The 15,163-nt window shown below is 59.5% G+C and carries 10 protein-coding genes, 2 pseudogenes and 2 riboswitches; of the genes and pseudogenes, 7 read left to right on the top strand and 5 right to left on the bottom strand.

The features are described from left to right. Positions 1 to 251: 251 nt before the first annotated feature. Positions 252 to 743, bottom strand: coding sequence for a reverse transcriptase domain-containing protein (locus AAE027_RS37050; protein ID WP_370990806.1), 492 nt, complete (start codon positions 741 to 743; stop codon positions 252 to 254). Positions 744 to 1,455: 712 nt separating this feature from the next. Between AAE027_RS37050 and AAE027_RS37045 the strand changes: the two genes are divergently transcribed. Further along, positions 1,456 to 2,031, top strand: a complete 576-nt coding sequence (locus AAE027_RS37045; protein WP_370990808.1) for an IS66 family transposase — start codon at positions 1,456 to 1,458, stop codon at positions 2,029 to 2,031. Between the two features lie 226 nt (positions 2,032 to 2,257). Continuing rightward, complete coding sequence (locus tag AAE027_RS37040) at positions 2,258 to 2,488, top strand: hypothetical protein (RefSeq protein ID WP_370990809.1); 231 nt, start codon at positions 2,258 to 2,260, stop codon at positions 2,486 to 2,488. A gap of 859 nt (positions 2,489 to 3,347) precedes the next feature. Here the strand turns inward: AAE027_RS37040 and AAE027_RS37035 are convergent. Both AAE027_RS37035 and AAE027_RS37030 read right to left on the bottom strand, forming a co-directional pair. Then, positions 3,348 to 3,554 (bottom strand): annotated as a pseudogene (locus AAE027_RS37035) (M81 family metallopeptidase); the annotation flags it as partial. Positions 3,555 to 3,564: 10 nt separating this feature from the next. Continuing rightward, a complete protein-coding gene (locus tag AAE027_RS37030) occupies positions 3,565 to 3,780 on the bottom strand; it encodes a M81 family metallopeptidase (RefSeq protein WP_370990805.1) in 216 nt (71 codons plus the stop codon). 1,046 nt (positions 3,781 to 4,826) lie between these two features. On the opposite strand from AAE027_RS37030, the gene AAE027_RS37025 reads away from it, so the two are divergent. Then, positions 4,827 to 6,521 carry an MFS transporter gene (locus tag AAE027_RS37025; protein WP_370990804.1) on the top strand — a complete coding sequence of 565 codons (1,695 nt, stop codon included), beginning with the start codon at positions 4,827 to 4,829 and terminating at the stop codon, positions 6,519 to 6,521. A gap of 249 nt (positions 6,522 to 6,770) precedes the next feature. Here the strand turns inward: AAE027_RS37025 and AAE027_RS37020 are convergent. Then, a pseudogene (locus AAE027_RS37020) lies at positions 6,771 to 7,373 on the bottom strand (alanine dehydrogenase); the annotation flags it as partial. A gap of 403 nt (positions 7,374 to 7,776) precedes the next feature. Beyond that, positions 7,777 to 7,874, top strand: a riboswitch (glycine riboswitch). Between the two features lie 2 nt (positions 7,875 to 7,876). Further along, positions 7,877 to 7,966, top strand: a riboswitch (glycine riboswitch). 61 nt (positions 7,967 to 8,027) lie between these two features. Between AAE027_RS37020 and AAE027_RS37015 the strand changes: the two are divergent. Further along, positions 8,028 to 9,263 (top strand): D-amino acid dehydrogenase, encoded by a 1,236-nt coding sequence (locus AAE027_RS37015; RefSeq protein ID WP_370990803.1) that lies wholly within the window; start codon positions 8,028 to 8,030, stop codon positions 9,261 to 9,263. A 298-nt stretch (positions 9,264 to 9,561) separates the two neighbouring features. Here AAE027_RS37015 and AAE027_RS37010 read toward each other — a convergent pair whose 3' ends face one another. Continuing rightward, positions 9,562 to 10,038 carry an Lrp/AsnC family transcriptional regulator gene (locus AAE027_RS37010; RefSeq protein WP_370990802.1) on the bottom strand — a complete coding sequence of 159 codons (477 nt, stop codon included), beginning with the start codon at positions 10,036 to 10,038 and terminating at the stop codon, positions 9,562 to 9,564. 669 nt (positions 10,039 to 10,707) lie between these two features. Here AAE027_RS37010 and istA point away from each other — a divergent pair. From istA to AAE027_RS36995, 3 genes are all read left to right on the top strand, one after another. Further along, the gene (gene istA, locus AAE027_RS37005) at positions 10,708 to 12,246 is read left to right on the top strand and encodes an IS21 family transposase (RefSeq protein ID WP_370990801.1); all 1,539 of its coding nucleotides are present in this window, start codon (positions 10,708 to 10,710) and stop codon (positions 12,244 to 12,246) included. 11 nt (positions 12,247 to 12,257) lie between these two features. Continuing rightward, positions 12,258 to 13,001: an IS21-like element helper ATPase IstB gene (gene istB / locus AAE027_RS37000; RefSeq protein ID WP_280964598.1), complete on the top strand. Its 744-nt coding sequence runs from the start codon at positions 12,258 to 12,260 to the stop codon at positions 12,999 to 13,001. A gap of 1,210 nt (positions 13,002 to 14,211) precedes the next feature. After that, the gene (locus AAE027_RS36995; protein ID WP_370990800.1) at positions 14,212 to 14,688 is read left to right on the top strand and encodes an Lrp/AsnC family transcriptional regulator; all 477 of its coding nucleotides are present in this window, start codon (positions 14,212 to 14,214) and stop codon (positions 14,686 to 14,688) included. Positions 14,689 to 15,163: the final 475 nt, after the last annotated feature.

Below are 15,163 nucleotides of genomic sequence, written 5' to 3'. Positions count from 1 at the left end.
GCTGTTACACAGCAGTCGTCTCAACCCGACAAGGCGGCCCTCACCGGAGGGAGACCACATGGGTGAAGCCAAGGAAGTTAAATGTGGTCCCCGCCGTCGCAGGATGACGCCCTTCCGGGCGTTTGAACCGGGAGTCTACGAAGCGGGTCTATCGAACCAATTGGCACCGCCCCTTGAGCCGCGGTCGCGCCACTGCTCGAACAATTCATCCAGCACATGGTGCAGATAGATGTTTGCAAGCGGTGGCGAGATCACGCCGCCTTGAGGCGTTCCACCAGTCGTGCGGCGTAGGATGCCCTTTTCGAGCACCCCGCCTTCAGCCATTTACCAATTATCCTCCGGACGATGCCGTCCGTGACTCGCTGATCGAGGAATCGGCGCAGGTGCGTGTGATCGATGGTGTCGAAGTATTTCGAGATATCGACGTCCACCACCCAGCGCAGCCCTTGCTCCATGAACCCATTGCGCAGGGCGCGTAGGGCATCATGGCCGATCGTCCCGGTCAGAAGCCATACGAGCACGGCAAGAAGTCCGTCTTGTAGATCGGGTCCAAACAGCAGGAGAAACGCCCGCTGCGCCACCTTGTCTTCCAGTGTCGGAATGCCGAGAGGCCGTTCGGTCCCATCCGCCTTCGGGATGTAGTGCCGTCGCACCGGCGGCGCGATGTAACAGCCGGATTTGATGCGCGCCAGGAGATCATCGAGATTGGCCTCGAGGTTCGCCTCATAGTCTGTCGCCATCATGCCGACGACGCTGGGCCCTCCATCCTTGCGCGTCAGCGATAGGCTTCGAGCATCCATTCACGGTCGATCAGGTGATGCAACGCGGCAGCACCCGCTAGGGATGTTTCCTCGCCAGATCGGCTATCCATTGTCATTTCGTGGACAGGTTTGCGGGGACTCAGCGTTCCCTTCCGTGTTTCTCGTCAATGGGTGTTAACGCGTGACGGCTCCCTTCCCTCGAGCGTGTCCCGGTGAGCCCAGTTCCCCGCCTTCCTCGGTACTACGAAGCCGCTACGACTTCCCGCCGCGCATGTCCGTCAGCTTATGTCTTCGCGTCGAGTTTCGTGTTCGCGTATGTGCTCCCGATGCTCGCCAAGTCGATCGTCGGGCCTGGAGCGTTGTTGAGGCCGGTGCTCCGCGCCGGCGCTTTCCATGTGGGCACGAACGGGATCTCTCAGGTTTCCTGGCAACCCATCCCGCCTCTGCCCTGCTCAGAGACCCCGGCCGAACCGGTAAAACTGACCATAGCGGCTTTCCCGGTGCTGCCCCCGCACCCAACACGGCGAAGGCTTCAGCACGACCATGATTTCGAGGCTGCCACAGGGCTTACGTACCTGCTGTCTACGCTTCACGAGCGACGTTACCGTCACCCGTGCACGACTCGCTTCCGGCTGGCGGGCTCCGCCTTTGCCGCGAGGGCGTCGAACCCTCTGGGTCACGTTGAAAGGTTCAGATCACATTCCTCCTCCTTTCCAGGACTTGTCCTGACGCAAGCTGGGCGCACGGAAGGCACAAGTTCTTTGATCTCGCGCGGCTCAGCAAGGCGCCGATCGCGGCTGAGGCGATTAAGCGCGTCGATGTTCTGTTCGCGATTGAGCGCGAGATCAACGGTCTTACTGCGCAGGAGCGTCTGCGTGTGCGCGAAGCGCGTAGCCGCCCCGTGATCGTCGAGCTGGAGGCGTGGTTGCGTGAGCAGCGCCAAGCTTTCCAGGAACAACGCACGACCAAAGCGATCAATTACTGCCTCAGCCGGAGGGATGCCTTTAGCCGCTTCTTCGATAACGGACGGCTTTGCATGTCGAACGATGCTGCTGAGCGTGAGCTACGGGCGGTCGCCGTGGGACGAAACAATTGGACCTTCGCCGGCTTCAATGAGGGCGGCCGGCGTGCGGCTACGATCTACAGCCTCATCGCCACTGCGCTATGCCGCGCGCGGCATAGGGCCGTTTATGCCGCCCGCCAAACTATGCCGAGCCGGATCGTTTTCCCCAGATTTCTCGCTGACCAGCGTTTGGTCGGTTCGGCATAGTTCGTTCTGTGCCTCCGCTTTCAACAGCGGAGAACAGGAAGATGGAAGCTGTAGAGTACTTGTGCAGAAGAGGCACTCGAGGAAGTGGCCAGACGTGACATGCCAGAGATCCTCAACGCGGATCAAGGCAGCCAGTTCACCCAGCCACGACTTCACCAGCATGCTGCAGGATGCGAGACTCGCCATTAGCATGGGCGGCAAGAGCGCTCGGTGCGGGCTGCGAACGATGAAGTACGAGAAGGTTTATCTGCTCGCCTATGGACGGCGTCTCGCAAGCGCGTGCGTCTCCGGATACTTGGCCTTCTACAATGGGGGACACCTACATTCGAGCCTTGACGGGCGCACGCCCTACGACGCTTATTTTGCGGCGCAAGCGATGAGCGACGGCCGCATGATCGTCGCCGCGATTTTGCTACAGCTCTGCTCGGGCCACGCCCTCCCGACGATGTTACGCTGAAGCGGGGTTTTGCTATTTTTCTGCGGCGAAATTGAGGGTTTGCCGTTCTTCAGCCGCTCTGCCAGCTCGCGCACCGATAGAGCCTGTTTATGGATCAGGCGCACCGGATGTCCCTCACGCTCGTTCGTCTCGCTTGCTTCCAGTCTTGGTATGGCCGCCTTCAACGTCTATGTGAGAGGCCAAACTGCCAATGGCGCAGCCGAGAAGCGACCATGAAATCCGCTCCGAAAGCTCTCCGGACTTAGCGGAATTGCTGTCCGCGACTTAGCGAAATCGGCTGGGACTACTGAACCACGCATGCTCGGCGGCTCTCAAGCTCTTTTTCCGTCAGGCTGAGCCAGCGGCCGTCGTGGAGGTTGCACCGACCCTGATGCGCGGCTGATGCAGCTCGGCCCGGATCTCCACGAGTGAGGTATCGCGCTTAGCATCGAGGAGAGCGCGCACGAGAGCTTCACATCCGCGTATATGCGGGCATCCCTCCGTAGACGGTGAATAGGTTGGGGAGTTCTTGTAGGTCCAGAATGGGAGTACCTTCAAACAAGATGAGGCCCGGCTGGTCTTTTCATCTAGCGGCCAGGGCGATTGACGCGTGTGTAGGAAATTTTGTGGGTGATCGAGCCCGACAACAGTCACCATAGCATCAATTGGAGCGCCGGAGGCGGGACCGATGTTACCTCCGATACGGAGCGGGAACTAGAGCCGCACTGCGATGGTCCATTACAAGGATGCGGCCCCCGATCTCCGGTACGTCGGCAAGGGAAAAGCCATAGCGAGATGGCGAGCACGTCCTCCTTGCCCTCCATCGCTTTCACCCGGTCGACAAAGCCACGTATAAGCGGCAGGGCCGTGGGATAGCTTCCTAGTTGGCGCAGTCATACAGCGATATCACGGGATTCACTTGTCCCCGCACCGTCTTCATTGCGATGTCGAGCAGTTCCTCATCGCGCTCTACCACGTCTGTGTGAGGATCCTCCTTATAGAGGACAATGACGTCGGCATGCTCGATGCGCTTTACCGTCAGATGCGGGTCGAGCTCCACACCACGCAGCTCGGACCGACCAGGGCGCGCACGCGCTCTATGATGTCGCCTTCGACATCATCGTCGCCGTCCGCCCCTTGGCGCCGTGAAGGCCCACTAGCACCCCGTCGACAGGCAGTGCCGTCTTGAGCTGTCCTAGAATCTCATCGCGCATGAACTCGTAATCGCGTCGGTTTGTGGTGCCGCCGGCCTGCGCTTCGAAGCACCTTCCCTCGATTGTGAAATTCTCGGCAGTCGCTCTGCGACGCGCCACCCAGAGCGGCGCCGTGCACAGGAGCGGTGCTTGTTAGGGGTGCTCGCCATGCCTCAGGAAGACGCGTTAAAGGCTTCGAGGCTGGTCGGGAGAGGTGAGAAGGTATTGGATACCGTGCCAATCGTGGCGGCGAACAAGCGCATAGACAGGGGCTCTTTTGGCTTTCGTTGAATAGACGCGGTACGCTTTCTCTAGCGGCGGCAATGAGGTCGCCTCAAGGCCGGATGGAGAGGCAGGTTATGTTGCTAGCACCTCACGGGTTCAGCTGAACGAGGTAGATGGGCTTGTCGCGCCACAGTCCGTAACGCTCAACAATTGACTAGTGAACGTGACGATGCCGGTTTCAGTTATGTCGGATATGATGCGATCGCTACCGAATATAGAATGGATAGCACGGGTGATGTCATGCCATTTTCAAGGTCCAGGCGTCTGCGCGTTTTTTCGTCTCCAACTCCAATAATAACGCGGAAAACCCGCACCGCCCTCCTCTACTCTAAGCTGCTGTCGACGTTTGAGTGGGACAGAGTTTTCTTTAGTTGTGTTCGGAAGGAACTTCACAACATCAATATCGTGTGACGCTCGATTCCGTGATCCATCCGATCTGGCCAGCGCTTTACGCCTGGGCGGCTTAGGACCTTGATCTGAGCTCGCTCGAGGAAATAACGACCGGGCTCCAGCGACCGTGACTCAAATGCCATGTTCAGCGCAAGCGGACTCGATTTCGAGATTCGACCCAGCCGCATATACCATACTGATCAAGAGAAACTCTGCCCAACAAGGACGCCGCGCCCTCTTCGATCAATGCTGCTGCAATGTCGACCAATGTCGTAAGCAGCGGTTGGTCATCAGTCTCACAGACAAGAAGCTGGATCGACTGGAACCGATCTATCATCAATCAACAGCTTTCAGGACACGGCCGGCTCTCATGAGGCTTCCCAACGCCAGACAGGACGAAAAGGCGGTCATCCAGTTGCTAGTGGCGAGTTCTTTAAGGAATACCGATCAGATTCCGGAATCAGACCCTCGGACAGGAGGCAGTAGCCGAGATGATCGATCCGTCCAGGCCCAAGACGTTCATCGGCGATGGGATCACCGCAGCGTTACGCTTCCCGACTTTCCGGCGGGTCTGGCTTGCGAGCTTGCTTGCTAATCTAGGCATCTTGATTCAGGGGGTCGGTGCAGCTTGGGCGATGACACAGATGACGTCATCCGCGGACCAGGTAGCGCTGGTGCAGACCGCACTCCTGCTCCCGATGATGCTGATTTCGATCCCCGCTGGCGCTATCGCCGATATGCATGATCGGCGCATCGTCGCGTTGGCGGCGCTTTCCATTGAGCTTTGCGGCGCAACCGCGCTTACCGTGCTTCATTGGTTGGATCTCACCACGTCGAATCTGTTGTTGGCACTCTGCTTTGCCATCGGCAGTGGCATGGCGCTGATAAGCCCGGCTTGGCAATCCTCCGTGAGTGAGCAGGTGCCCGCGGAGGCGACACCGTCCGCTGTCGCCCTCAACGGCATGAACTACAATATCGCGCGTAGCGTAGGTCCAGCCATCGGCGGCATTGTCGTGGCGAGTGTAGGTGCAGTGGCTGCGTTTGCGCTTAACGCCGTGCTCTACCTTCCACTAATGGCTGCGCTGTTCATGTGGAAGCACGTAGCCGAACCCTCGCGGGTACCGCCGGAAACTTTCAGGCGCGCTATCGTGTCCGGCTTGCGCTACGTTAGTAATTCGCCATCAATCAAGATCGTGCTGACCCGCGCTATGATCACGGGCGTCATTGGTGGCGCGATCCTCGCATTGATGCCACTGATCACGCGCGATCTCCTGCATGGCGGCGCCCAGACTTATGGCATCATGCTAGGCGCGTTTGGCTTGGGCGCGGTGATCGGCGCGCTCAATATCACCCAGGTGCGTAAGCGGCTCAGCGGCGAAGCGGCGATCCGCACCTGCGCGATATCGATGGGCGCAGCGCTCGCCGCAGTGGCGCTGAGCCGCCAGCCGGTACTGACGGCAGCAGCGTTGGTCCTGGCGGGGGCGGTATGGACCATGACGTGGACACTGTTCAGTATTGGTGTGCAACTGTCGGCGCCGCGATGGGTGGCTGGACGCTCGCTCGCAGCATATCAAGCTGTGAGTTCCGGCGGGATCGCCCTCGGCAGCTGGGGCTGGGGCCACCTGACCGACGCCACGGGGGTCGAAACGGCACTCCTGATATCGGCCGCTCTGATGCTGGCTTCGCCGCTTATTGGTCTGCTCCTGACCATGCCCCGTATCTACGCCCGCAGCAACGAAGCCGAGTTGCTGGCCGATCCTGAGGTCAGACTTCCCTTAACCGGGCGGAGCGGGCCTCTAGTAGTGGAGATCGAATACCGGGTGGCGCCGGAGAACGGGCGGGCGTTCCACAACATCATGCAGGAAGTGCAGCTGGTTCGGCAGCGCAACGGCGCCTACGGCTGGTCGATTGCGCGGGATATTGCCGATCCCGAATTGTGGACCGAGCGTTATCACTGCCCGACCTGGCTCGACTACTTGCGACAGCGCAACCGCTCCACCCGATCGGAGCGCGCAATGGAACATCAGGCGACTGCCTTTCACGTGGGCCCAGCCCCGGTGCGAGTTCGCCGCATGCTGGAGCGACCTTTCGGCTCAGTACGCTGGAAGGACGACACGCCCGATAAAGCCATGAACGAACTGTTGCTCGGGTGCAAGCGCGGCGGGGCCGGCATTAGTCCTTTATAAGATAGGCATAAAGTTAGTGCTGGCTAAGACGAGCCGCCACGAGGGCATGATGTGGACGCTATTCATGAGCGTCTGCCGTCCGCGTTGCTAAACAACTCATCGGGTCGAAAAAACGGCCACTCAGAAGGAGTGGCCCCGAAGTCTGAGAGGAACGCCCATGAGAGCCTCTGGGATCAGGCTTCGGCCTGATCGATTGGTGAGAATGGTAGGCCGAGACTCTCGGCGACAGCCCTGTAGGTCAGCCGCTCCCAGTTCGCGAAGCCGGGGTATCGAACGGTCGAGGATTACGACCTCGGCCCCCAAAACGAGCCGCCATCCGTGCCGCAAGTGTCCCGACAACGCCGCCCGATCACCGCGATACGTGCCGGCTGGACACCCGGCACGCCGCCGATCAAAGCCCCCGTCCGCCTGCATACCGTTTCAGGGCCGCACCGGCTGGTTCAATCGCAAGCATGCCCGCGACCTCACTCATCGGTGCAAGCAGCGGAAGACCGCCATGCGCATCAGCGATGGCAGTGCACCCGGACTTCATCAGTCCCTTGGCCTGCTCCGGGCCTGGCGCCGAGTGAAGATAGGTAAACAGGGCCTGGTTCTCTCGCAGTTGCGTCCATTCAGACGGCTGCGGCTCCTTGACCTATACAATCATCTCGCTTGACGCGAACACCTCCCGAGCAAGTCCGCGATCGTTGCACCGGCCTTCCGGTAATTGGCATCTGTGGCACCAATTGCAGCGCCGGCATTTGTTTCAACCAGCACGCTGTGGCCGGCGGCCACGTACTTGCGGACTGCTCCAGGAGTCAGGCCCACGCGGTACTCACGCGTCTTAATTTCATTGGGAACACCGACCTTCATCTGCAATCTCCCTGCTGAATCCGTTTCTAGTCGGAAGGGCGGTTCGAATATCCAGGCAAGGAAGGCAGATCGTGCAGAAATTCATCTAAATTTTGGGATCAAGCGCAGGATTCCGATCAAGCCGATCCTGCGGATGAATAGATCTGTGAATGTGCTGAGAGAGACACACGCTGTGCATTCGTCGGATGCATGGTTACCGCACCCAGCGTTGACAGTGAATTTATCCCGTAAACCAGGGCGAGTGCCAGACTGCTCGAGCGTAGTTCCGCCGCTCTTTGCCGGCGCAGTATGGGTTTCGATTCTGATGCATGACATCTCATTGCACATTGCAGTTTTTTCGTCACGTTCATGATGCCCGACTTCTTGACACGGCGCGGCACGCCTGGAATGATGTAATGTCTGTTGATGGTGTGCGGGAGAGTGCGATGGGCCGGCAGGCGCATCGCCGCCGACGGAGCAACTCCCCAAGGAAACTCTCAGGCCCAGCACTGTACACCGAGGACAATCTGGAGAGAGGTGCCAGTTGGCGCCCACCGAAGGGGACCGCTATCAACCAGGACAGCGGACGAAGCTCTCAGGTGCACGGACAGATTTGGGGACGGAGTTATGGCGATGCCATTTCACCGTTCATTCATCCTTGTCCTGGAGCACACGATGAGCACGATTATCATTATTGGATCCGGTATCACCGGAGTTACGACTGCCTATGCTCTGGCCGCGCGTGGCTATTCGGTTACGGTCTTTGACCGCCAGCGTTATCCCGCGATGGATACTTCGTTTGCCAATGGCGGCCAATTATCGGCAAGCAATGCCGAGGTCTGGAACAACCCCACAACCATCATGAAGGGCCTGAGATGGATGCTGCGCAGGGACGCGCCGCTACTTCTGAACCCGAGTCCGAGTTTTCACAAATATACCTGGTTGGCAGAGTTCATAGGGCAGACTCGCCATTACCGTCGCAATACAATCGAGACGACAAAGCTCGCGATAGCCGCTCGGCAGCATCTATTTGAACTTGCCGATCGGGAAGGCATCACATTTGACCTGGAGCGGCGGGGAATCTTGCACGTCTACTCCAACAAAGCCGAATTCGATGCAGCTTCTCATGTGAACAAGCTGCTGCGAGAGGGCGGGCTTGATCGGCACCCCGTGACGCCCACCGAGATGCGCACGATAGAACCCGCACTACAAGGCGACCACTATGGCGGGTTCTTCACCCCCTCTGACTCAACTGGCGATATTCACAAGTTCACGCGTGGTCTCGCTGCGGCCTGCGAGCGAAAAGGGGTGCGTTTTGTTTTCGGGGCAGAGGTCAGCGATATACGAGCCGATTCGGAAGGTGTGCTCATACGCTGGCAAGAAGGGCCGTCGAGGAATGAATTAAGGAATCAAAGAGCAGTGATTTGTGCTGGGGTCGGCAGCCGGCGGATTGCTTCAATGCTTGGGGACCGCGTAAATATCTATCCCGTCAAGGGATATTCCATCACCGTGAATCTGGCGGACGAAGCAAGCCAGAAGGCTGCGCCTCGTGTCAGCCTTCTGGATGAGGCCGCCAAGATCGTTACCAGCCGGTTGGGACAGGATCGCTTCCGTATCGCGGGGACGGCTGAATTGAATGGCGAGAACCGCGACATCCGTGCGGACCGAGTTAGACCTCTCCTGAATTGGGTGGAGCAATTGTTTCCTTGTGTCTGCACCGCGCAGGTGGTGCCGTGGGCTGGCTTGCGTCCCATGACACCTAGCATGATGCCCAGGGTTGGCCGGGGCAAGAGGCCGAACATCTTCTACAACACTGGCCATGGTCATCTCGGTTGGACATTATCGGCTGCAACGGCTGAGATGGTCGCCGACGCCATCATGACGCACGACGGCGCTGCTCATCGCGAATAGTCCGTGGTTTGATTTGTGGTAGGGCTTACCGGTCGGCGAGACCATGCTCCCGGCGACGAGCCGGGAGCATATCGCTGCTTTGCTGCTCGGCTTCCGATGAGGGCCGCAGTAGGTTTGCTTGGCAGCACATTCGAAGGTGAGTTGCTTGTGAGCTTTGGGGACTTCTACTCAGTAAAGCCTACTCGGCAGGCAGAACACCTTAGCGCCGGCGAAGAGGACGAACCGACGTACCATTTCTTATGGCCGCCGGACTGTCGTCACCCATCGCTCTGCTGGCCTTGTGGCAGAAGTGCTGGTGTCAATTCTCGCACGGAACCTCAATTGGAACGCCAAACCCCGCTTTGACGCGGTCCAATATCACCATTGTCTTAAAGCCCTTCACGTCGGAGTTCTCATAAAAAAATCGCTGAGTGAACCTGTCATAATCTTCCATACTCCGCGCGGAAATGTAGAGAACAAAATCAGGTTCGCCAGTGACGGAACAGCCACTGACGATTTCAGGAGACGATTTGATGGCCTTCTTGAACCTGTCGATTATGTCCGGGCTGTCCCGCTCCAAGTTGACAAATACAAGCATTTGAATGGGTCTTCCTACCGCCTTTGGCGAAACGATAGAGACATCGCCCTCAATGATGCCTTCCGAACGAAGCCTCTTCAATCGTCGCTGACACGCGGTCGCAGAAAGCCCCGCCAGTTCACCGATCATGTCCGAGGTCAGACGGTTGTTCTTCTGCACGATTTCGAGAATACGGGCGTCTATTCGATCATATTGCATCTGGGCTCCCCTCCCGGTAGATTCCATCGCAAAATGGTTGCTCAATGCAGGAAATTATCCGAACAGCAGCAAACTGCGATGTAAATCTGTTTGTGACATTATCCTGAACGCCTAGCGCGTTCAACAATGACCACGTGAAACTTTCATTTGCGTGCTGCGCCAGACAGCCGTGGTTCGGTCGCCCGGGCCTGGGTGACTGGGTTTTCGGCAGCGTGAGTTGACGCTCTGCGGTCGACAGTTCCTGGGATGCCTAGTGGACGGCCTCGGCGAGCTTGATCAGCCGATCAAAGCGAACTTGGCGCAGCCAAGCTTCAAAGCCGTCGGCCAGTCGTCCTTCTAATTTAGTCGCACGAGGGGCGCTGTCTTGCGCTGCGGCCGCGGATCTCTTTCTGGATTGCACAGATGGGGCAATCTGCGGGAAGTGCGTAGCAGTGCATCAATGTCGCCGCGATCGGCAAGTTTTAGATGCTGATTCCGCTTGATGTCGCCCAGCATTCCGGAATGATCTCGCCCACCGTTCCGATTTGATTTCGCCCACCATTCCGAGATGATCTCGCCCACCATTCCGGGATGATGTCGCCCGGGGTGACGAGGCCTCTTCTGGCTCCGATACGGTCCCGCCTTTCGGCTTTGCGAAGGGGGACCTGGATGCCGATGGAGAGGCTTGCGATGCGCCACGTGCGCGAAGTGATCAAATTGAAGTCGGCTGGGATGCCGACCCGCGAGATTGCGCGGCGGTTGGGGACGGCGCCTTCGACGGTGCGGTTGACGATCCGTCGTTTTGAGGCGGCGGGGCTGACCTGGCCGTTGTCTGACGACATCACCAACACTGATCTGGAGGCCCGGCTGTTCGCCAGCGCCGGTGCGGGTTTCGGCACGCGGCGGGGCCATCGCCGGCAGGCGGAGCCGGACTGGGCGGCGGTGCACCGCGAGCTCCGGCGCAAGCACGTGACGCTGTCGATCCTGTGGGAGGAGTACATCGCGGGCGAGCCCGGCAGGTATCGCTATTCGCGTTTCTGCGAGCTCTACCGCGCCTGGGAAGGCCGGCTGTCGGTGACGATGCGCCAGTCGCATGCGGCCGGCGACAAGCTGTTCGTCGACTATGCCGGCGACGGCGTCCCGGTGGTGATCGACCGGCGCACCGGCGAGCGGCGCAGTGCGCAGATTTTCGTCGCGGTGCTCGGCGCATCGAGCTTCACCTACGCGCAGGCGACCTGGACGCAGGGGCTCGCCGATTGGATCAGCGGCCACGTCGGCGCCTTCGAGGCGATCGGCGGCGTACCGGCGCTGCTGGTGCCGGACAACACCAAAGTCGCTGTGATCAAAGCCTGTCTCTACGATCCCAGGATCAATCGCAGCTATGCCGACATGGCGGCGCATTACGGCACCGCCATTCTGCCGGCCAGGCCGCGACGGCCGCGGGACAAGGCCAAGGTCGAGCAGGCGGTCCTGATGGTCGAACGCTGGCTGCTCGGGCGGCTGCGCCACCGCACCTTCCACAGCCTCGCCGACGTCAACGCGGCGATCGCCGAGTTGATGATCCGGCTCAACGAGGAGCGACCGATTAGGCGGCTCGGTGTCACCCGCCGCAAGCTGCTGGAGGAGATCGACCGGCCAGCGCTGAAGGCCCTGCCGGAGAACCCTTACGAGTTCGCCGAGTGGCGGATCTGCCGGGTCAGCATCGATTATCACGTGGAGGTCGAGGCGCATTATTACAGCGTTCCGCATCGCTTCGTCCGCGCCGAGGTGGAGGTGCGCTTCACGGCTCGCACCGTCGAGATCTTCCACAAGGGTGAGCGGATCGCCGCGCATCAGCGCATGAGCGGCAACCACAAGCACACGACCGTGCCGGAGCACATGGCCTCCAGTCATCGGCGCTACGCTGGCTGGACCATCGAGCGCATCCGTAAGGACGCAGCCTCGATCGGGCCGGCCACCGCGGCGCTGTGCGACCTGATCCTCGACGAGCGCGCGCATCCGGAACAGGGCTTCCGCGCCTGTCTCGGCATCATCCGGCTCGCCCGATCCTACGGGCACGAGCGGCTCGATGCCGCCGCCATGCGGGCGATCGATATTGGCGCGCGCACCTACGGCTCGGTCAAATCGATCCTTGCCAACAATCTCGATCGGCGTCCTTCACCCAAGCGCTCCGCGGACGACGCGCCGATCCTTCATCCCAACATCCGCGGGCCGCGCTACTACAATTAGGAGATCACATCTTGCTCACGCATCCGACCCTCGATCAACTCTACGCGCTCGGCCTGCATGGCATGGCCAAGGCCTTCGCCGACATCGAAGCCGGCGGCGAGGCCGCAAGCCTCGGCCACGCCGAATGGCTTGCGCTGCTGCTCGAACGCGAAGCGTCATTGCGACGCGACAAGCGGCTGTCGAAGCGGCTGCAATACGCCAAGCTGCGCCAGGAGGCCTGCGTCGAAGACATCGACTACCGCACTCCACGCGGCCTCGACCGCAGCCTGCTGACGATGCTGGTCGAAGGCCGCTGGATCGATGACCACGCTAACCTGCTGATCTGCGGGCCCTCCGGCGTCGGTAAGAGCTGGCTCGCCTCAGCGCTCGGCAACAAGGCCTGCCGCGACAATCGCTCCGTGCTCTACCAGCGCGTCCCGCGGCTGTTCACCGATCTCGCTTTGGCGCGCGGCGACGGCCGCCACTCCCGCCTGCTGCGCGCGCTTGGCCGCGTCGATCTCCTCATCTTCGACGACTGGGGCCTCGAGCCGCTCGACGCCGCCGCCCGCCACGACCTCCTGGAGATCCTCGAGGACCGCTACGGCCGCCGCTCCACCATCGTCACCAGCCAGCTCCCGGTCGATCAATGGCACGCGCTGATCGGCGATCCCACCTACGCCGACGCCGTCCTCGACCGCCTGGTCCATAACGCCCACCGGATCGATCTTAACGGCGAAAGCATGCGGCGAACCCGCAAACCCGACCGAAAGGCTTGAGCCTGTGACGCTGTGGACATGCCGCTACGCTTGGACAACGCAAGAGCGTTGCCCACATGCCCACAGCAGGAGCAACAGAAAAACCAACCCGTCGAGCCGCGATTCAAGATTGACCACGCGGCTTCGCCGATGCCAGAAACCAGACAGCCAGAACGCCTCGCGCCCCGGGCGACATCAAATCGGAATGGTGGGCGAGATCATCTCGGAATCCTGGGCGAGATCAAATCGGTACACCCGGGCGAGATCATCGGAATCAGCATTTTAGATAAGCACTGCAATCCATCCATGGGTGGCGGAGTAATTCTCCGGCATTGAAGTGACGGTCGAATCGCCGCCCTCCTTTCTGCAGGATCAAACTTGGAGAACCTGTCAGGATGCTAGATTTGCGTCGCCAACGTTGCCGATCGGTGCAATCGTGCGGCAACCTAACGTCGGGCGAACGACAGTCAGGGCCTACAATGCCAAAGTTCTTTGGATCCGATGTGTACAGAAGGCGAGCACCAAGACCGGGCATCATTGATCACCTCGAAGCCCATTTGCACGAACGACTGGCCACACATCCAGCTTTTACAGCGCGCGGCTGTGGCGTGAGCTCAACGAATGCGGTTTGACCGAGCGGCTACTGAAGCGTCCGTGATCGCGTACGCGAAATGCGGACTTCGCGGCTGGCGGGCATCGAAGTGCGTTTTGAAATGCCACAGGGGAGCAGGCGCAAGTCGACGTGGCCATGTTCGAGGTGAGAGCCGCCCCGCCCTCTTCGTAATCGGGACACGAACACTGCACGGAGTGCTCGGCTGCGCCACCGATTGGCGACCTTTGTGCCTGAAGCAGACTTCGGCCGCCCGCCGTATCAACGTTAGCCCGATCGCTCGGCTGTCGCGACGGAGCTGCAAGGAGCTACGTCCAATTATTCCCCAAGTAGCGGGATCGACCACAGCGCCTCCTTGTTCGCTCGCAATCCAGCTCCACGACTAAGCAGCCCTCCGCAGCAAAATCACAACGCCGCTGATGCCTTGTAGCGGGACGATCGAATGTGCACGTTTGTGTCGAATGGTTTTGATATTATTGAACTCCGACGCGGCCTGCTGTTGAAATTGCTATAGTTATTAGCATACTGCTGAAGACAACTTTGCGTCGCAGTTCCATCGAGAGGATTTCCTGCGTATTCCAGGACTTTTGCGATGAAATTCATCGGAAGGGAAAAAGCCATATGCAATACGATCGACTAGACGCCTGCATTCTCGAAGTCGTGCAACAGAACAACCGACTAACCTCCGAGGTGATCGGCGAGATGGTGGGGCTTTCTGCAACCGCGTGTCAGCGACGACTGAAGAGGCTTCGTTCGAAAGGCATCATTGAGAGCGATGTCTCTATCGTTTCACCGAAGGCGGTAGGAAGACCCATTCAAATGCTTGTGCTGGTGACGTTGGAGCGGGAGCGGTCGGATATAATCGATAAGTTCAAGAAGGCTATCAAGTCGTCAGTTGATGTCGTCAATGGATTTTACGTCACCGGCGAGGCTGATTTTGTCGTATATATTTCCGCGCGCAACATGGATGATTATGAGCAGTTCACTCGGCAGTTCTTCTATCAGAATTCGGACATCAAGGGCTTCAAGACGATGGTGATATTGGACCGCGTGAAAGCGGGCTTTGCCGTTCCGATTGAGGTTCCGAGCGAAAATTAACACTGCTGCTTACCTCGGTCCTGGAGATGTACATTTTTTCGTTCTCACCCGCGGGAAAGCCCGCAATACGCGTCGATCTTTTAACCGGCTGGAACAGGACGTTCGCAGCCTTTCCAGCAAGACCATAGCCGCTCTGGTGCGCGCCGAGGCTCGCTGGAAGCCGCTATCAGTTTAACAAGATCCTATATATCTAGGCGTGTTCGATCGTGTTGACGGGCGGCGGCGTTGCCGAGATCGCGTTGTCGTTCTTTGCGGTCGGCCGCGCGGTTTCACTTTACCATTCCAGACAGCTGCCGCGCCCGCATACGCACATCATCGCCGCGGCGCCTTCGGCTTGTAGCCGCCCATCTGGCCTGGCTCTACGCTGCCGGTTTCATCGACCCGCTTCATCCAGCCGATGGCCGTGCTGATTGCGACCCCAAACTGCTTGGCTGCCTGATTGCGGGATACCCTCCTCAAGTCTGATCGCATTTCC

This window comes from Bradyrhizobium sp. DN3, assembly GCF_041357655.1.
In the GTDB taxonomy this organism is placed as follows: Bacteria; Pseudomonadota; Alphaproteobacteria; order Rhizobiales; family Xanthobacteraceae; genus Bradyrhizobium.
This window is presented reverse-complemented; position numbering and strand designations above follow the sequence as displayed.